This is a genomic window from Shinella zoogloeoides, assembly GCF_022682305.1.
GTDB classification, from domain to species: Bacteria; Pseudomonadota; Alphaproteobacteria; order Rhizobiales; family Rhizobiaceae; genus Shinella; species Shinella zoogloeoides_B.
Genome location: NZ_CP093528.1, coordinates 3,274,566 through 3,292,700 on the forward strand (window position 1 = coordinate 3,274,566; position 18,135 = coordinate 3,292,700).

Annotated in this window: 19 protein-coding genes and 3 pseudogenes; 15 read left to right on the forward strand and 7 right to left on the reverse strand. The window is 60.1% G+C overall.

Annotation, left to right across the window (positions count from 1 at the left end):
• The first annotated feature begins 57 nt into the window (after positions 1-57).
• Positions 58-525: a pyridoxamine 5'-phosphate oxidase family protein gene (locus MOE34_RS16285; protein WP_242218579.1), complete on the forward strand. Its 468-nt coding sequence runs from the start codon at positions 58-60 to the stop codon at positions 523-525.
• A 27-nt stretch (positions 526-552) separates the two neighbouring features.
• Here MOE34_RS16285 and MOE34_RS16290 read toward each other — a convergent pair whose 3' ends face one another.
• Positions 553-2,547, reverse strand: coding sequence for a heavy metal translocating P-type ATPase (locus tag MOE34_RS16290; RefSeq protein WP_242224097.1), 1,995 nt, complete (start codon positions 2,545-2,547; stop codon positions 553-555).
• Positions 2,548-2,549: 2 nt separating this feature from the next.
• Between MOE34_RS16290 and MOE34_RS16295 the strand changes: the two genes are divergently transcribed.
• Positions 2,550-3,803 (forward strand): MgtC/SapB family protein, encoded by a 1,254-nt coding sequence (locus tag MOE34_RS16295; protein ID WP_242218582.1) that lies wholly within the window; start codon positions 2,550-2,552, stop codon positions 3,801-3,803.
• 46 nt (positions 3,804-3,849) lie between these two features.
• Here the strand turns inward: MOE34_RS16295 and MOE34_RS16300 are convergent, their stop codons facing one another.
• From MOE34_RS16300 to MOE34_RS16310, 3 genes are all read right to left on the reverse strand, one after another.
• Positions 3,850-4,350 (reverse strand): cytochrome b, encoded by a 501-nt coding sequence (locus tag MOE34_RS16300; protein ID WP_242218584.1) that lies wholly within the window; start codon positions 4,348-4,350, stop codon positions 3,850-3,852.
• Positions 4,351-4,396: 46 nt separating this feature from the next.
• Positions 4,397-4,822 (reverse strand): sulfocyanin-like copper-binding protein, encoded by a 426-nt coding sequence (locus MOE34_RS16305; RefSeq protein WP_242218587.1) that lies wholly within the window; start codon positions 4,820-4,822, stop codon positions 4,397-4,399.
• A 129-nt stretch (positions 4,823-4,951) separates the two neighbouring features.
• Positions 4,952-5,782, reverse strand: coding sequence for a universal stress protein (locus tag MOE34_RS16310; protein WP_242218589.1), 831 nt, complete (start codon positions 5,780-5,782; stop codon positions 4,952-4,954).
• Positions 5,783-6,027: 245 nt separating this feature from the next.
• Here MOE34_RS16310 and MOE34_RS16315 point away from each other — a divergent pair, with 245 nt between their 5' ends.
• From MOE34_RS16315 to arsH, 5 genes are all read left to right on the forward strand, one after another.
• Entirely contained in the window at positions 6,028-6,375 is a 348-nt protein-coding gene (locus MOE34_RS16315) for an ArsR/SmtB family transcription factor (protein WP_242218590.1), read from the forward strand.
• A gap of 2 nt (positions 6,376-6,377) precedes the next feature.
• A complete protein-coding gene (gene arsN2 / locus MOE34_RS16320; protein ID WP_242218592.1) occupies positions 6,378-6,818 on the forward strand; it encodes an arsenic resistance N-acetyltransferase ArsN2 in 441 nt (146 codons plus the stop codon).
• Positions 6,819-6,976: 158 nt separating this feature from the next.
• Entirely contained in the window at positions 6,977-8,035 is a 1,059-nt protein-coding gene (arsB, locus tag MOE34_RS16325) for an ACR3 family arsenite efflux transporter (RefSeq protein ID WP_242218594.1), read from the forward strand.
• Between the two features lie 2 nt (positions 8,036-8,037).
• Complete coding sequence (arsC, locus tag MOE34_RS16330; protein ID WP_242218596.1) at positions 8,038-8,460, forward strand: arsenate reductase (glutaredoxin); 423 nt, start codon at positions 8,038-8,040, stop codon at positions 8,458-8,460.
• Positions 8,435-9,163, forward strand: coding sequence for an arsenical resistance protein ArsH (gene arsH, locus MOE34_RS16335; RefSeq protein WP_277955664.1), 729 nt, complete (start codon positions 8,435-8,437; stop codon positions 9,161-9,163). The genes arsC and arsH overlap by 26 nt, the downstream gene beginning before the upstream one ends.
• Here the strand turns inward: arsH and MOE34_RS16340 are convergent.
• Positions 9,155-9,394: a hypothetical protein gene (locus tag MOE34_RS16340; RefSeq protein ID WP_242218598.1), complete on the reverse strand. Its 240-nt coding sequence runs from the start codon at positions 9,392-9,394 to the stop codon at positions 9,155-9,157. The genes arsH and MOE34_RS16340 overlap by 9 nt on opposite strands.
• A 47-nt stretch (positions 9,395-9,441) precedes the next feature.
• Here MOE34_RS16340 and istA point away from each other — a divergent pair.
• From istA to MOE34_RS16360, 4 genes and pseudogenes are all read left to right on the forward strand, one after another.
• Positions 9,442-10,936 (forward strand): annotated as a pseudogene (istA, locus tag MOE34_RS16345) (IS21 family transposase).
• Positions 10,933-11,691: an IS21-like element helper ATPase IstB gene (gene istB / locus MOE34_RS16350; RefSeq protein ID WP_242218600.1), complete on the forward strand. Its 759-nt coding sequence runs from the start codon at positions 10,933-10,935 to the stop codon at positions 11,689-11,691. Before istA ends, istB begins: the two are co-directional and overlap by 4 nt.
• 212 nt (positions 11,692-11,903) lie before the next feature.
• Positions 11,904-12,230, forward strand: a complete 327-nt coding sequence (locus tag MOE34_RS16355; protein ID WP_215281027.1) for a conjugal transfer protein TraD — start codon at positions 11,904-11,906, stop codon at positions 12,228-12,230.
• Position 12,231: 1 nt separating this feature from the next.
• Positions 12,232-12,498: a conjugal transfer protein TraD gene (locus MOE34_RS16360; RefSeq protein WP_215281030.1), complete on the forward strand. Its 267-nt coding sequence runs from the start codon at positions 12,232-12,234 to the stop codon at positions 12,496-12,498.
• Positions 12,499-12,556: 58 nt separating this feature from the next.
• On the opposite strand, the pseudogene MOE34_RS16365 reads toward MOE34_RS16360, so the two are convergent.
• Positions 12,557-12,756, reverse strand: a pseudogene (locus MOE34_RS16365) (transposase); the annotation flags it as partial.
• Positions 12,757-12,807: 51 nt separating this feature from the next.
• Positions 12,808-13,746, reverse strand: a complete 939-nt coding sequence (locus tag MOE34_RS16370) for a helix-turn-helix domain-containing protein (RefSeq protein ID WP_187593247.1) — start codon at positions 13,744-13,746, stop codon at positions 12,808-12,810.
• An 83-nt stretch (positions 13,747-13,829) separates the two neighbouring features.
• Here MOE34_RS16370 and MOE34_RS16375 point away from each other — a divergent pair, with 83 nt between their 5' ends.
• The 4 genes and pseudogenes from MOE34_RS16375 to MOE34_RS16390 all read left to right on the forward strand — a co-directional run bounded on the left by MOE34_RS16375 (position 13,830) and on the right by MOE34_RS16390 (position 18,010).
• The gene (locus MOE34_RS16375) at positions 13,830-15,107 is read left to right on the forward strand and encodes an ABC transporter substrate-binding protein (RefSeq protein ID WP_242218602.1); all 1,278 of its coding nucleotides are present in this window, start codon (positions 13,830-13,832) and stop codon (positions 15,105-15,107) included.
• Positions 15,108-15,226: 119 nt separating this feature from the next.
• Positions 15,227-16,086 (forward strand): annotated as a pseudogene (locus tag MOE34_RS16380) (carbohydrate ABC transporter permease).
• A complete protein-coding gene (locus MOE34_RS16385; protein ID WP_160788202.1) occupies positions 16,083-16,916 on the forward strand; it encodes a carbohydrate ABC transporter permease in 834 nt (277 codons plus the stop codon). The pseudogene MOE34_RS16380 and the gene MOE34_RS16385 overlap by 4 nt, the downstream one beginning before the upstream one ends.
• Positions 16,917-16,927: 11 nt before the next feature.
• Positions 16,928-18,010, forward strand: a complete 1,083-nt coding sequence (locus MOE34_RS16390) for an ABC transporter ATP-binding protein (protein ID WP_160788203.1) — start codon at positions 16,928-16,930, stop codon at positions 18,008-18,010.
• Positions 18,011-18,135 lie beyond the last annotated feature (125 nt).

Here is an 18,135-nt window from a genome sequence, read left to right on the forward strand (position 1 = left end):
GAACTGAAGGGGAAGAAAGTATCGCCAATCCCGCACGGATCGAAGGAGGAGTTCCCGATGATGATCCGCGAAATGACGCACAACGAATGCACCGCGACGATTGCCGACCAGCGGCTGGCACGGCTGGCCTGCGCCGACAACAACAACCCCTACGTCGTCCCGATCTGCTATGCCTATTCGGCAAACCGGCTTTTTGTCTTCTCGATGCCGGGCAAGAAGCTCGAAATCCTGCGCGCCAATCCCAAGGCGTGCGTGCTCATAGACGCTTTGGAAACAAGACATCGATGGAAGTGCGTCATCGTGGACGCCCTGTTTCATGAACTTCCCGATACCGAAGACCTGCACGACGAGCGTCTAAGGGCCTGGACACTCCTTGCAAAGGACGTCGACTGGTGGGAACCAGGCGCATTCAAGCCTCAGCCGCAACCAGTGGTGACCACCTGGCCCCATATATTCTTTGAACTCGAAATCCTCGCGATGAGCGGGCGTGAGGCGACGAACGACATGAGCGAGGTCTCGCACTAACATCCTTAGCGGGCATACGGGTTCACGTCATCGAAGAGCTCTCAGCGCGTTGAGGATCACAGCCACGTCGATCGCCTCCTGGAGGATCGCCCCTTCGACCGGCTGGAGATATCCGAAGGCTGCCGCAACCATTGCCCCGACTGAAAGCGTAAGTCCGACCGATACGCTCTGTAACGCGATCCTGCGGCTTCGGCGCGCGATTGCAATGGCCTTGGCGAGTGGCGCAAGCTCATCGACAAGGACCACCACGCCCGCGGCTTCAGAAGACGAGGCCGTGCCGCGGGCGCCCATGGCAACGCCGATATCGGCCGCCGCGAGCGCCGGGGCGTCATTGACGCCGTCCCCCACCATCATCACCGGGCCGTTTCCGGTCTCCCTTCTGACCGCATCGACCTTGGCTTCCGGCGTCAGGTCGCCGAGGACGGCATCCATGCCAAGCGCCTGGCCGACGACATGCGCAATCTCCGCGCGATCACCCGACGCCAGCACGAGCCTCCGGATGCCCGACGTCCGAAGATCCGCCAGAACCGACATCGCATCTGCACGCACCTGGTCCTTGAGAACGATCATGCCCGCGAGCGCTCCATCGATGGCGACGGCCACGGTCATGGAAGCCCGCATCTCGGGCGTGATCAGGTCATGCGGGTCCTCGCAACCGGACATGCGTTGCACAAAGCCACTCCCGCCGACAACAATCCGTCGTCCCTCGACATAACCTTCGATGCCGGTGCCGGGCACTTCCCGCACACCCTCCGGCTTCGACAGAGACAGGCCGCTTTCGGTTGCAGCACGGATGAGGGCAGCGGCAACGACATGGCCGGAAGCCTGATCCAGGCTCGCCGCCGCCCCTAGCACCGCTTCTGCCGTGAAGGGCGATACCGTCCTGATGTCGATCACCGCCGCCTGACCATGGGTGAGCGTGCCGGTCTTGTCGAGAACCGCGGTCTGCACGCGCCCCAGCATCTCGAGCATGCCGCCGTTCTTTACGAGAACGCCGATTCCGGCCGCCTTCGACATGCCGGAAATGATGGCGACCGGGACCGCAAGGATCAGGGGACAGGGTGTTGCAACGACAAGAACGGCAAGCGCGCGGATCGGATCCTCCGAAAAATACCAGGCGCCGCCCGCGATAATGAGAGTCAGGACCAGGAAGCCCACCGCAAAACGGTCTGCCATGCGGACCATGGGCGCCTTGCTCGCCTGCGCGGCCTCAACCAGCCTGATGATCCCCGCATAGGTGCTTTCGGCGGCAGTCCTACTGGCAACCAGATCGAAGGGCGCGCCCACGCAGGTCGAACCGCTCAGCGCCTCGGCTCCAGACGGAGTGGGCTGCGGCAAAGGTTCTCCGGTCAAGGCCGCCATGTCTAGCGCCGCACCTTCGCCGGAAGCGATCCCATCCACCGGCAGCACTTCACCCTGTCGGATCAGCAACCGGTCGCCGGGCTGTATCCGGGAGATCGCGATCTCCTCCAGTCCGCACGTGCCATGGCGCATGGCAAAATGCGAAATGCGCCCCATCAGGGCCGTCATCTCCCGACGCGCGCGCCCTTCGGCAAAGGCCTCAAGGAGCTGGCCACCCGCATACATCAAGCCGACCACGTTTCCGGCAAGCGGCTCGCCGAACACGATCGCGGCCGACATGGAAAGCGCTGCAACGATATCAAGCCCGACATCCCCCCGGCGCAAGGCGCCGAAGACCTGAATGGACAGACTGATGAGAATCGTCAGCGTCGCCGCACTCCAGACAAGAGGGGCGTAGCGGGGGCCCTGCCACGACAAGACCAGACCGATCACCAGCCCCCCGGCGGCAATACCGACCAGGATGATGCTCGACCGTCTCTGCCAGATGCCTTCGCTCGCTTGCGGCACGTTGCCCTCCCTATCGACAGGATGCCACTGAATAAGCCCGCAAACGGCCGCTCCCACCTTGCGCAGGATCAATTCCGGAAGCGTCGTTTTCTCTAGAATGGGAATGAACACCGCCGCGCCTGGTGCCGACTGGGCCTTTCCCGATGGTTCCATCAATGGACACACTCATAACCAGATTGGGTATCGCGCTATCGATCGGCCTTCTGGTCGGGCTTGAACGCGGCTGGCAGGAGCGAGATGCTCCCGAAGGCAGCAGAACCGCCGGCATACGAACCTTCGGGATATCGGGGCTTCTTGGCGGCGTGCTGGTGGCGGTCGCTCATACCCTCGATTATCCCATGGTGTTTCCGATCACGTTTCTGGGCTTCGCCGCCACGCTGGCTATCTTCAAGCTGCGCGAAGCACGTTCGGATTCAGACTATAGCGTGACCACCGTCATGGCGGGTCTTGGCGTTTTCGCACTCGGCGGCCTGGCTGTCGCCGGCGACGCGCAGGCCGCGGCGGCGGGAGGGGCAGCACTCGCCGCCACGCTCGCAAGCCGCAACGTCCTGCATCGCTTTCTGAAGCGCTTGACCTGGGTAGAACTGCGCTCCGCGCTGATGCTGGCTGTCATGACGGCGGTTATCCTTCCGATCCTGCCGAACGAAACCATAGATCCCTGGGGAGGACTCAATCCGTGGAAGGTTTGGTTCTTCACCGTCCTGACCGCAAGTCTTTCGTTCCTCGGCTACATTGCCGTCAGGATCTTCGGAGCCAGGAAGGGCTTCATCCTGAGCGCGATTGCCGGCTCGCTCGTTTCATCCACGGCCGTTACCATGGTTCTGGCGCGAAGCGTGAAAGGCTCCGGCGATCCGCTTCCGCTTGCCGGGGCCGCAGCGCTCGGTGCGGCCGTGTCCATCCTGCGCGTGATGAGCCTGATCCTGCTGATAGACCCGGCCGCGGTCATTCCCACCGGTCCGGCCGCCGCCACGGCCGCTGTCGTCTTCGCCGGTTCCGGGTTCGCGCTGTTCTACTGGCCGCAAGACAGACCCTTCGCGGACGTGCCGACCAGCAATCCCTTCGAGATAGGCCCGCTGCTGGTCTTCGCGGCGATTTTCGCAGCAGCCACCATCACCAGCGCGGTTCTTGTCTCACATTTCGGCAGCTCCGGACTTTTGGCCACGACCGCCCTGACGGGCGCGGTCGATGTGGATGTCGCCGTACTGGCCGCCCTGCAAGCGGGCCGGGATGTCTTGCCACTCGACGTCATCGGAAAGGCAATCCTTGTCGCCATGGCAACGAATGCCCTGTGCCGCGCCGGCATTACCATCCTGCTTGGGGCGCCGTCTTTCAGCGCGCCGTTTACCGCCCTCACGGTCGCCGCCGGCACCGCGGCCTTTGCCGCCCACATCGTTCTTCCCATGCAGTGAGGAACACTTTCACCGGCGCGGGCCAAGCGAGCGCAGGATGGAACGATCAGCCGACCGTCATCCGCCGAAGCACATTCGTCTTCCAATAGAAATGATGCGCCAACGCCCCCAGGACGTGAAGCCCCACAACCGCCCACAGAATGGCTTTGAGAACGTCGGCATGGAGGTCGCCTGCGCCCTTGTATCCGAGATAATAGGCGGCGGCGCCGCTGAGCGGCATCGCGAGCAGGAGGAGATAGAGCGTCCATTCGGATATCTTGGCTACCGACCTGAATATCGCTGGTTCGCCCGCGGGCGCAGCCGGCACGCCCTGGACCTGTCGGAGCAGAAGTCGAACGGCGACGAGAACAAGGATCGCGATGCCGGCATAGGCGTGGATATTGGCACTTGCGACCTGTTCGGCGCTCGCCGCACCGGTTTGCTTCATGCTCCTGTTCCAGGCATTCATGCCGTCCGGGAACAACAGGTTGAAGAAGACGAGCCCTGCCGTGAGCCAGTGCAAGATGCGCTGCGGAAGGGAAAACGAGAGCGATGCGGTCGTAGCCATGGACGTGTTTCGCCTTCTTTCGTGTGGCGGCATCAGGAGGATGCAATCACTTCGTCACCGTCAGCAGGGTGTGCATCCCCGCCTCGTAGTGGCCCTTGATGTTGCAGAGCAGGAGATAGGAACCCGGGGCAAGCCGCGCCTTCATCTGGCCGTCCTTGCCCGGCTTCAGATCCGCGACTTCACCGAGACTTTTCAAATGTTTCTCGTCCACCCGATGCTTGGAGGCGACGACATCGACCTTCTGATCGGCTGACTTCAGCTTGACCAGGACCATTTCGTGCTCTTCCGTGAGCGCATTGTTGTGCACCACGAAGGTCGTCTCACCGGCCTTTATCGTAGGCCGGTCGAGCGTGAGGGTCATCGGACCACCGCCTTCGCCACTTTCGATGACCTTGACGGTATTCGCGGCCCATGCCGGCGAGGTGATTGCAACGATAGCAAGCGCTGCGAGGATATTGCGACGGATGTTCATGTCGGCTTCCTTCTGCTGGAGATGCATCCGGCAATAAGGCGCCATGCTGACAGGTGCCTGAACGGCGCGAAAACGACCAGGGATCAGGATGCGCCCCGATGCTCACAACGCATCGGGGCGCTCCAGATCTCACCGCACCATGAAGACAGGCACGTCGCAGGTCTCGAGGATCGAAGCGGTGACGCCCCCGAAAACGCGCTCGCGCAGGCGCGAATGACCGTAGGCCCCCATGACGATCATATCGCAGCCGAGTTCGAGCGCATGCTGGCGGATCACGTCTTCCGTCGGTCTCTGGCCGCTCGCGATCTGCTCGATCACGACCTTTGCGCCATGACGCGACAGGAAGGCCGCCATGTCCGCGCCCGGCTCCCCGCCATTCTCGAAGTACGAAGAATCCGGATCGACGATGACGAGGCGGACGGTATCGGCACCTTTCAGCATCCCAAGCGCTGCCTTTGCGGCACTGGCCGCCTGCGGGCGCGAATTCCAGGCCAGAAGGACGTTCTTCGGCTTCAGGGTGGCGCGACCTGCCTTCGGCATCAAGAGCAGAGGCGTACCGGCGTTGAAGGCTGTCGCCGCGATGGCTGCCTTTCGAAGCTCGGAATCCGAACGGATTCCTTCCCCGGCGACGACCAGATCGGCGTACATCGCGCGGGTGCCGATGTTGCTTTCGATGATGAAGCGGTCATCGTAGATATGGTCGACATCGAATGACAAGCCACCTTTCCTGCAGCGCTCGTCAGCGATGCGTCGAACATCCACCACCTCGTCGATTTCCTTTTGGCGCTCGTTCAGCCAGGCGGCTGCGGCAGGGTAGTCGGCCCCGAACGGCGAAATCGCGGTTCTCAGCGCCATGACGGAGAGATGCCCGTCGATTTCCACCGCCAACGTTACAGTCTTATCGATATCCGCATCGGTGTTTGTCGTGCCGATGAGCGAGAGTATGGTCTTGAACGGCATGTCTGAACTCCTTCACCAGAATGGTCTTGCAGTGAAGGTAAGCTAGCTCTCGGCACCCATATGCCGCGATGATCTGCGTCAAAAGAGGATAGTTGGCTCCTCAGGCATGGCTGGGTTCCAGTTGCGTGATTGTGTTCGACAATCTTGTGCGCACCCAACGTGTAGGATCGCGATCTACCATGAATAAGCCAGATGCGCGGAAACAAGAGAATTGACAGGCAAATTATATCCGTTAATCTGGATATATGGATAACACTGCGGCAATAGCGGCGCTCGGGGCCTTGGCGCAGACCACGCGGCTGGAGACTTTCCGTCTCCTCGTGCGACACGAGCCCCATGGCATTCCAGCAGGCGAACTTGCCCGCCTCATCGACGTGCCGCAAAATACCATGTCGGCGCATCTCGCGACACTTTCGCGGGCCGGCCTGGTCACGAACGAGCGGCAGAGCCGGTCGATCATCTATCGGGCAGACCTCAATGGCCTGCGTGACCTGACCCTGTTCCTTCTGAAGGACTGCTGCGGTGGCTCGACGGAACTTTGTGCTCCGCTCATCGCAGAATTGATGCCGTGCTGCACCCCGGAGACGAAGTAGTCATGAACGCAATCCGATTGGAGCAAATTGCCGGGAGCGACGCCGACCTCAAGGCGGCTTTGACGGACGCGTATCTTCCAACCGATGACATCGAGGATCATGGCCGGACCTTCTTCAAGGCACTGTCATCGGATGGCCAAATCGTGGGTTTCTACGGTGTCGAGCGCTGCGGTGGCGACGTCCTCCTGCGTTCGGTTGTCGTGCTTCCTGATCACCGCGGACAGCACCTTGGGATCGCCTTGGTCAAGCAGGCGCTGGCGGGCCTCGATCAAGCCAGCGACGTCTACCTCGCGACAACGCGTGCAGCGTCGTTCTTCACGCGCATCGGATTTTCGGAAGTCCAGCGGGACAGCGTGCCCGCGGCAGTGCTGGCGACCCGCCAGCTTTCGACCATCTGCCAATCCTCTGCGACCATCATGAGGCTCACCGCGCCGCCGACCTAGCCACGGACCACGACCATGAGGCCGCGCGTTTCCTCAAGAACCGGATCGCAGCTTTCGGCAGCCTGCCGCTGGCATCCATCGACCGCATGGCGCTTGATGAAGCTTCGTCAGATCGGCACGATGGAAGGTTTCACTTCATTACAGGGAAAGTCCGCCTGATGTCCAAATTCGAGCGTTATCTGACCATCTGGGTGTTCCTGTGCATCGTTGCGGGTGTCGCCCTCGGCCATTTCGTGCCCGGTATATTCCAGATCATTGGCGCGGCCGAGGTTGCCAAGGTGAACATTCCCGTTGCCATCCTGATCTGGCTGATGATCATCCCGATGCTGCTCAAGATCGACTTCCGCTCGCTGGCGCAGGTCGGCACCTACTGGCGCGGCATAGGCGTGACCCTGATCATCAACTGGGCCGTCAAGCCGTTCTCCATGGCGCTGCTCGGCTGGCTGTTCATCGGCTGGCTGTTCCGCCCCTACCTGCCTGCCGACCAGATCGATTCCTATATCGCCGGACTGATCATTCTCGCCGCAGCCCCCTGCACGGCCATGGTCTTCGTCTGGAGCAACCTCACGCGCGGGGAGCCCTTGTTCACGCTGTCGCAGGTCGCGCTGAACGATGCGATCATGGTTGTCGCCTTCGCGCCGATCGTCGGCCTTCTGCTTGGCCTGTCCGCCATCACGGTGCCATGGGCTACGCTGGTTCTCTCCGTCGCCCTCTACATCGTCGTGCCTGTCATTATCGCGCAGGTCATCCGCCGCCGCCTCACGGCTGATGGAACGACGCGAGCCTTGGATGGCGTACTTGCAAGATTGCAGTCGATCTCGCTGGTGGCGCTGCTTGCGACGCTTGTTCTTCTCTTCGCCTTTCAAGGTGAGCAGATCATCGCCCAGCCGGCCGTCATCGGCTTGCTCGCCGTGCCGATCCTGATCCAGGTCTATCTGAATTCCGGACTTGCCTATCTGCTCAACCGGATGTCCGGCGAGCGGCATTGCGTTGCCGGCCCGTCGGCCCTGATCGGTGCCAGCAATTTCTTCGAACTTGCGGTCGCCGCCGCCATCAGTCTGTTCGGCTTCCAGTCCGGTGCGGCGCTGGCCACCGTCGTTGGCGTTCTCATCGAAGTACCGGTCATGCTGTCGGTCGTCTGGATCGTGAACCGCTCGAAGGACTGGTACGAGGCCGCCCCTGCCGTTTGCCGAACCACCCTCACCGAAAGGCACTGACCATGAACGCCACCATCTACCACAATCCCGCCTGCGGAACGTCCCGCAACACGCTGGCGCTCATCCGCGCTGCCGGGATCGAACCCGTTGTCATCGACTACTTGCGACATCCCCCGACACGCGAGCAGCTCGCGACGATGATCGCGGACGCTGGATTGACGGTCCGGGAGGCCGTTCGCGAGAAGAGCACGCCCTACGCAGAACTCGGCCTCGACAATCCGAACCTCACCGACGAGCAGTTGCTCGATGCGATGATCGCAACGCCGATCCTGATCAACCGTCCCTTCGTCGTGACACCGCTCGGCACCCGGCTCGCCCGTCCGTCCGAAGCTGTGCTCGACATCCTGCCGGATAACTTCAAGGGGCCGTTCTTCAAGGAAGACGGTGAGCCGGTTCTCGATCAAGAAGGAAAGCGCATTGCCTGATACGTTCCCCGCACTGCAGGACGACCACCTGCACTCGACCGATCACGATGCCCTGCGCCCGGCATTTTCGACACACAAGCCGCGCATTCTGATCCTCTACGGTTCCCTGCGCGATGTTTCATATAGCCGCCTGCTTGCATTCGAGGCCCGCCGGCTGCTCGAACGGCTCGGATGCGAGGTTCGCATATTCGACCCAAAGGGCCTGCCGCTGCCTGACGAAGCTCCCGCAAGTCACCCGAAGGTGCAGGAGTTGCGTGAACTATCGCAATGGTCGGAGGGGCAAATCTGGGTAAGTCCGGAACGCCACGGCGCGATGACTGGTATCATGAAGTCGCAGATCGACTGGATTCCGCTTTCTGTCGGTTCGGTCCGGCCGACGCAGGGCAAGACACTCGCCGTCATGGAGGTCTCCGGCGGCAGTCAATCCTTCAACGCCGTGAACCAGATGCGTATCCTCGGCCGCTGGATGCGGATGATCACCATTCCTAACCAATCCTCCGTGGCAAAGGCCTACCAGGAGTTCGACGCCGATGGCCGGATGAAACCCTCGTCCTATTACGACCGGGTCGTGGACGTGTGCGAGGAACTGGTGAAGTTCACCCTCCTGACGCGGGATGCGTCCGCCTATCTCACCGACCGTTACAGCGAACGCAAGGAACAGGCGGCCGAACTTGAGAAGCGCGTGTCGCTGCGCTCAATTTAACAGCCTTGGGCTGGCGACGAGGGTCCGCTTCGTCGCCATCGCCACCGCGACAAACGCCGCAATGCCGACGGAACCGAGCGCGGCGCTTAGAACGAGCGATGTGCCTATGCCGAACCGCTCCATCGTTGCCGCGAACGCGAAGGGGGCCGCAGCGCCTGAGAGCGGCGGTGCAAAAGTCGGCCACGGTAGCGGCGGCATAATGCTGCTGCGGGCGGAGTAAAAACCGGCCACCTATCTTCCTTCTGCAATGATCGCAGGAGGGACAGGGGATCTACACCGTGGAACTATATCTGAAGGTTCGTCTGGCTGTTTCGGAAGGGATGACGCAGCGTCAGGCGGCGAAGCATTTCAACATATCGCGCGACAGCGTGGCGAAGATGGTGTCGTATTCGACGCCACCCGGTTACCAGCGGCGATCACCGATCCGGCGCCCGAAGCTGGATGCGTTTGTTTCGACGATCGAGCATTGGCTCGACGAGGACCTGAAGGTGCCGCGCAAGCAGCGCCATACCGCCAGGCGGGTATTTGACCGCCTGCGCGACGAGTGCGGGTTCACCGGCGGCTACACGATCATCAAGGACTACATGCGAGCGGGATCAGCGCCGGCAGGAAGTGTTCGTGCCACTTGCCCATCCGCCGGGCCACGCGCAGGCCGATTTCGGCGAGGCGATGGTGGTGATCGGTGGTATAGAGCAGAAGGCCCGCTTCTTCGTGCTGGATCTTCCGCATAGTGATGGCTGCTATGTTCGGGCCTATCCGGCGGCGGTGGCCGAGGCCTGGGTGGACGGTCACATCCATGCATTCGCCTTCTTCGGGGGCGTGCCGCAATCGATCGTCTATGACAACGATCGCTGCCTTGTTGCCAAGATCCTGCCCGACGGCACCCGCAAGCGGGCGGCGTTGTTCAGCGGCTTCCTGTCCCACTACCTGATCCGCGATCGATATGGCCGTCCCGGAAAGGGCAATGACAAAGGGAATGTCGAGGGCCTTGTGGGCTACGCCCGGCGCAACTTCATGGTGCCGATCCCGCAGTTTGCGACATGGGATGCGTTCAACGCCTTTCTGGAGGAGCAGTGCCGCAAACGCCAGCGCGACAGGCTGCGCGGCGAGAGCGAGACGATCGGCGAGCGCCTGCAGCGGGATTTGGCGGCCATGCGTCCATTGCCGGCATCACCCTTCGATGCCTGCGATCAGGCCAGCACAAGCGTAACGGCCCAGTCTCTGGTGCGCTACAAGACCAACGACTATTCCGTGCCGGTCGCCTACGGTCATCAGGACGTCTGGGTGCGGGGCTATGTCGACGAGGTGGTGATCGGCTGCCGTGGCGAGATCATTGCTCGCCATCCGCGGTGCTGGGATCGGGAAGACGTCGTCTTCGACCCTATCCACTACCTGCCGCTGATCGAGCAGAAGATCAATTCCCTGGATCAGGCCGCCCCTCTGCAAGGCTGGGACCTGCCGGAAGAGTTCGCTACGCTGCGCCGGCTGATGGAAGGCCGCATGGCCAGGCATGGTCGGCGGGAATACGTTCAGGTTCTGCGCCTGATGGAGAGCTTCGAGCTCGCCGACCTGCATGCGGCGGTGAAGCAGGCAATCCAGCTCGGCGCAATCGGATTCGATGCCGTCAAGCATCTGATCCTGTGCCGGGTCGAGCGCCGGCCGCCGCGGCTGGACCTGGCGATCTATCCCTACCTGCCGAGAACGACGGTCGAGAAGACCTCGGCGAAGGCATATATGCGCCTTCTGTCGTCTGATGCGGGAGAAGCGGCATGAGCACCGAAGCACCCGACATCCTACTCGCCCATTATCTCAAAGCCCTGAAGCTGCCGACCTTCCAGCGCGAGCACCAGAAGCTGGCCCGGTTATGCGCCACCGAGGGCATCGACCACATCGACTACCTGTTCCGGCTTGCCGAACGGGAGATGATCGAACGCGATCGCCGCAAGGTCGAACGCCGGATCAAGGCGGCCAAATTCCCGGTCGTCAAAAGCCTCGACAGCTTCGACTTCACAGCCATCCCCAAGCTGAACAAGATGCAAGTGCTGGAGCTGGCACGTTGCGAGTGGATCGACCGCCGCGAGAACGTGATCGCTCTCGGACCCAGCGGCACGGGCAAGACGCATGTCGCACTCGGCCTCGGACTGGCTGCCTGCCAGAAGGGGCTGTCCGTCGGCTTCACCACGGCCGCCGCCCTGGTCAGTGAGATGATGGAGGCGCGTGACGAGCGGCGTCTGCTCCGTTTCCAAAAGCAGATGGCAGCCTACAAGCTGCTGATCATCGACGAACTGGGCTTTGTGCCGCTGTCGAAGACCGGAGCGGAGTTGCTGTTCGAGCTTATCTCCCAGCGCTACGAGCGCGGCGCCACTCTGATCACCAGCAATCTTCCGTTTGACGAATGGACAGAAACTCTGGGGTCCGAGCGTCTGACCGGCGCCCTGCTCGATCGCATCACCCACCACGTCAACATCCTCGAGATGAACGGCGACAGCTACCGTCTCGCCCAAAGCCGCGCCCGAAAGGCCGGCTGAAGCCTTCTCTGAAAATCGCCGCGCGCGCCCGAGACCCCCGCTCGGGCTACGCCCTCCCGGCGGTCTCAGGCGCGCGCCAAGGTGGCCGACTTTTGCTCCGCCCCGTGGCCGGTTTTTACTCCGCCGTTGACACCCGGCAACATTACTGCCTTCTGCTGTCCGCGCAACTATCATCGTTGCATCAACAGCTTGTAGGGATGATGGAGGCCGCAATGCGCAAACCACGGGACTATGACGCGGAACTGAAGGCGCTGGAAGACAGGGCGCGGGAATTGAAAGCGCTCAAGGTGACAGGGCTTGGCGAACTGGTGATCGCTACCGGAGCCGATGCCCTCACCGCCGATGAACTGGCCGGTGCGCTCGTCGTGCTGGCCGAAACCAAGGACGCCGGGAAGAGGGAGGCGTGGGCCAAGCGCGGCGCGGCTTTCTTTCGCGGCAAGTCGCGGCGATCTTCATCAGCGCCTGACCGCGACAGTGGCGGCGCTCAAACGCAACCGGGCGGCGCGCAATCGGCATCAGGCGGCGCGGGCGCGACATGACATGCGCACATGGCAGGTCGAACGCCGCAAGCGCACCCGGCATCTGATCGAACTCGGCGGCCTTGTCGTCAAGGCCGGGATCGTAGACCTGACCGGCGACGACCGCGCCATGATCTACGGCGCGATGATCTGGATGGCCGAAAAGCTCAACAGCGAGGACGGTGAACGGGCGCGCGAACTGTGGGCCGAAAAGGGGAAAGAGGCGTTCGCGGTGGAACCTCCGGCGGATACACATGACGGAATCCAGCCGCCGCAGGATCGGGCATGACCGATGGCGGGCGGCGCGGAGACCCAACATATCGCAGCGCCGACCGCCATCGCGCGGCAAGCCGCCATGCTCCGCCCGATGACGCCATGTAAAGCAGCGCATTCACGACCTCGCGCAGGTCCGTCTTGCGGGGGCGGCCGATCCGCTCGGCGTCGGCATCAACGGCTCGACCAGCGCCCACTCCGCGTCCGTCAGGTCGCTTGCGTAGCGACGGCAGCGCGGTTCATAGTGAGGGCGAGCGGTTTCGGTCCAGGGCATAATGATCTCCGTCGAATCTCAGCAATCCGACAGAATCACAACCCGCTGAAATCACTCACCTCTTTTTGGAGCAGACACTAATTTGTCAAAGAGCTGAGGCACCAAGGCCGTTCCTTGCTTGCGGAAATCAGAGGGCGACATCCCAGCAATTTTGCGGAAGCTTTTGTTGAAGGCGCTGAGAGACCCAAAACCGCTATCCATAGCGACATGCAAGATGTTGGCGTCTTTGTTGAGCAGCCTTGCCTGAGCATAAGAAAGGCGCATGAGGTTCAAGTAATCGTTCAATGTCATACCAGTCGACTTCTTGAACTGGCTCATCGCATATTTCGGATGTAGGCCGGCGGCAGCAGCAATGTCGTTACATTCGATGTTATCGAGGAAATGTTCCGCAATGAAAGCAGACATCAGACTGATTTTGCGGGACGAAAATTGCTCCGCAGTTTGAGCCGGAGAAATATCATCTTTGACGCGGGGGACCAATTGGAAAGGTTCGAAACGCACCCGCTCCAGTCGAAGCAGTAACTCGCTCACCGCCTGTTGCGCTCGTAGCGGATCACCCGATCTATTGTAACGGTCCCAGCGTGGAAAATTGGCGACATCTGAAGCGTCTGTTGCCTTAATGAGCAGGGTAGAGCCCGCAATCAGCCGGCGTTGGACTTCGCCTGGCAAACGCAGCCGGAAAAAATGCACCAGAGGAAGATGCGCGCCGGCGTAGATCGGATCAGTGGAAGCGTCGTCCATATGATGCGGCAGTCCGCCCCAAAACAGCGCCATATCGCCAGCGACCAGACGCAGGTCATAGTCAGCCATGCGATAGTGCACCCAACCGCGCATGATAAAATTGACCTCGACCTGCGCATGCCAATGGGGTTGGCGCATAACCAACGGCGGGTGATGAAACGTCTGCAGTACGCTCGGAGTGCCCTCCACACTGTTGGCGTTTAGCTGATAGTAGGTGCGTCCGCTAACCTTACCTTTGGACAAGTTTATCGCCCTTTCGGCCAAGACAGCCGTTGCCCATCCCGTAAAATTCAGGCGCTCCGAGAGGAAGAGCAATCGAAATGGGAGGAATCATGCGCACCATCATCGGGTGTGCCGCGCTGACACTTTTGACCAATTTTAGCGCGAGCACGGCATTCGCACAATCAACGGAAATCAGGATCTGGAGCTGGAATATCGCGGCATCATCGCTGAAAACGACCGCAGCCGAGTACATGAAGCAACATCCAGACGTGAAGATCATCGTCGAGGATTATGGCAACGCGCAGGTTTTTGACAAGACGCTGGCTGGATGCGCCGCAGGCGGTGTTGGCTTGCCTGATATCGTCACCATTCAGAATGGCGACGCGGAAAGCTTCTGGAGCCAGTTTCCAGACTGCTTCACCGACCTGAAGGCTTTGGGTTATACGCCTGAGGTTCAGGCCAAGTTTCCGCAATTCAAGCGGACCGAACTGGAAGTTGGAGACAAGGCTTATGCCATGCCGTGGGACACTGGTCCTGTCGTTATGTTCTACCGGCGCGATCTTTATGAAAAGGCTGGTGTCGATCCCGCCACGATCGTTACCTGGGATGATTTTATCGCCGCCGGCAAGAAGATATCTGAAGCCAATCCGGGCGTGGTGATGAGTCAGGCCGACCTGAATGGCGACGACGAATTCATGCGCATGATCGGTAACGAGCAGGGCTGCAACTACTTCTCGGATGACGGGAGCGAAATCACGATCAACCAGCCTGCCTGTGTTTCAACGCTGGATACGATAAAAAAGCTCAAGGATACTGGAACCATCTCTGCCGCAAAATGGGATGAGAAAATCCAGTCGGTCGTCGCCGGCAAAGTGGCCACCCAAATGTATGGTGGCTGGTATGAGGGCACGTTGCGCACCAATGCTCCTGATTTGGCGGGCAAGTGGGGCGTCTATACCATGCCGAGCGTGACCGCCGATGGCCTGCATGCGGCCAACGTTGGTGGATCGGCTCTGGGTATCACCTCGATTTCCGCGAACAAGGAAGCTGCCTATGCGTATCTGAATTACACGCTTGGCACCAACGAAGGGCAGATCTCCATGCTCAAGGCTTATGGGCTTGTGCCTTCGTTGATCTCGGCCCTCGACGATCCTTATGTGCACGAGAAGCAGCCCTATTGGGGTGACCAAGCCATATGGGTAGACATCCTGTCCGGTCTGCCGAGGATCAGGCCGTCGCGCGGCACGGCTTTCTATCAGGACGCTAAGTCGGCCTACCGCACTGTTCAGGTGAAATATCTTGAAGGCGGATACCCTGATGCCAAGACGGCGCTCGACGATGCGGCCAAGCAGATCTCGTCCGCTACCGGACTGGAAATCGCCCACTAGGTTTGTTGGGTAGTCAGGTCTTCTCCCGCCTGACCCTAGCCGCGCAATCCCGCATTTTTGCGGGATTGCAGCGTGCTGCAGAAAATAACCTTTGGGCTCAAAAAACTAAAGGAGACGACATGCGCAGCAACAACCGCACAGCTTACGCATTTCTGCTGCCCTACCTATTGATCTTCTTGGCTTTCTGGGTTTGGCCAATCATCAATTCATTTATTATCTCGCTACACGTGACGCGGGTGAACCCTTGGAGGTTTGCGCCGCTGGCAAACTGGTCGCGGCTGTTCAATGATCCAGACTTTTTTAACGCGCTGAAAAACACGCTGCTGATCCTGGTTATCCAGGTTCCGATAATGATCGCGCTGGCGACGTTGATGGCGGTGCTGCTGAATTCGCAGGCGCTCAAGGCCCGCGGTCTGTTCCGTTTTGCTTTTTTGCGCCAATCGTCGTTGGTGAAGTCGCGTATGCGGCTGTTTTCAGGCTCATGTTCACCGACGATTTCGGTGTCGTCAACAAACTGCTTGAAACAGTAGGGATCGGCGGCATTAGCTGGTTTACGAGCCCAACCGCAGCAATGGCTGTCATTATTATGGCGGTCACCTGGCGCTGGGCAGGCTATAACGCGATCATCATCCTTGCTGGTCTGCAATCTGTTCCTGAAGACGTCTACGAAGCGGCAACGCTCGAACGGATATCCAAGGTAAAACAGTTCTTCTATATCACGCTGCCGCTACTGAAACCGATTATCACCTTCTGCGCTGTGATGTCGATCATTGGCGCTATGCAGCTCTTTGCCGAACCTTTCCTGATCACGGACCGTGGCGGACCAGGGTCAGCGACCGAAACGCTCGGTGTGCTGCTTTATCGGCAAGGCTTCACCTCGGGCAACTTTGGTTATGCCTCAACCATCGCGTATGCAATCGCTGCGTTGGCTGTGGTGATCTCAATGGTTCAACTTTGGCTGACTAGGGAACCGAAATGAGCAAGTCTAGACAACAGCGACTGCGGGCCATTGGCCTGCACGCACTACTCATCCCGCTCGCGCTAATCTGGGTGTTCCCGTTATGGATGATGGCAGTGTTCGCCACATTGCCCGACCACGCGATCTTTTCGCCCAACATTGTTCTGTGGTTTGGCACAAGCTTCTTCGACAATATCAGCAACCTGCAGGCAGATACCGATTTTCTGCGCGCCATGTTCGTATCGATTGTCGTCGGCATCATCTATACCATACTGTCAGTCATGCTGACGGCCATGGCCGGGTGGGCACTGGTGCGGTACCGGTTCTTTGGCAAATCACTGGTACTGGCCATTCTTCTAGGCACGATAACGTTGCCCTATTTCGTCGTCGTGATCCCGCAGTTTGTGATGGTTGCGCGCGATTTCGGGCTGGGCAACACTTGGTTTGCTTTGATCGGTCCGCCGCTATTCTACTCGCTCGGCGTTCTTTTCATGCGACAGGCTTTCACGATGATGCCCGCCGAGCTTTTCGACGCAGCTCGTGTCGAAGGTGTCAGCGAATGGCGCATCTTTTTCCGTGTCGCTCTGCCTCTGGCCCGACCAACGATGGCGGCGCTGTCGATCATCCTCTTCCTCTACAGCTGGAACAACTATCTGTGGCCGCTGCTGATCTCCAGTGATCGTACCATGTTCACTGCGCCGGTCGCACTGGGTAGCCTCATTGGGCCGAGCAAGGTCAGTTGGGGTGGCATCATGGCAGGAGCAGTGCTTCTAACCGCTCCGATGATCGCCGTTTTTCTTCTTTTGCAACGTCATTTCGTGGCCGGCATCACTGCAGGCGCGGTCAAGTAGGGATTGGAACCATGGTTGGTCTTTCGCTCAAATCAGTCGTTAAGCGCTACGGCGCGATAGAAATAGTCAAGGGTGTCGATATCGAGATCGCCTCTGGTGAGTTCGTTGTTTTCGTCGGCCCATCTGGCTGCGGCAAGTCTACTCTGTTGCGCATGGTCGCGGGCCTGGAGGATATTAGTAGCGGCGAGATGCGCATCGGCGATCGCGTCGTCAATGATGTCGAGCCGGCCGACCGTGGTATAGCCATGGTGTTCCAGTCCTATGCGCTTTACCCGCATATGACCGTCGGCCAGAATCTCGCCTTCGGTCTGCGCATGAACGGTAACCCGGAAGAAGACACCAATCGCCGGGTCAAGCACGCCGCAGAGATATTGCAGATCGGTCACTTAATGGAGCGCCGCCCAAAAGCGCTATCAGGTGGCCAGCGCCAACGAGTTGCTATCGGACGCGCGATCGTGCGGGAGCCGCAAGTATTCTTGTTCGATGAGCCGTTGTCCAACCTTGACGCGGAGCTCAGGGTGCAGATGCGCGTCGAGATCGCGAGGCTGCACAAGGAGCTGGGCGCGACCATGATATACGTTACCCACGACCAGACCGAAGCGATGACGCTGGCGGATAAGATCGTCGTCCTGCGCGGTGGTAATGTAGAGCAGATTGGCCGCCCGCTAGACCTTTATGACAATCCGGCCAACATGTTTGTTGCCGGTTTCGTCGGCTCGCCGAAGATGAACTTCCTTGCCGCGAGAGTAGTCAATGCGGCTGCCGGCGCTGTGACCGTTGAGCTGGTCAACCAAGGCGGCGCACACCTGACCCTGCCTCTGAAGGACATACCGACGCCGGGAACGGATGTAATTTTGGGGCTGCGGCCGGAGCATTTTGCTTCTGCCGGCGCGGGTGATTGTGACATCGTGCTCAACGTTGATGTTGCCGAGCATCTCGGCGCCACAAGCTATGTCTATGTTGGCACGGGAACAAAAGAGCCGCTGATTATCGAACGCCACGAATTCCGTTACGTCGACGATAAGCGCCTCACGGTTGGTATCCCGGCGAAACGCGCTCTATTGTTCGCCAAGAATGGCGCGCGCCTCTACTAACAAAGGACGAGCCTAGAGAGCAGGGCATCGTCCAGCATTTTCGCATCGACTATGGCACTGTCATAATAGATACGAAGATCAAAACATTACCTATTCGAAATGCGTTCTTTGCCATGCAGAGTAGT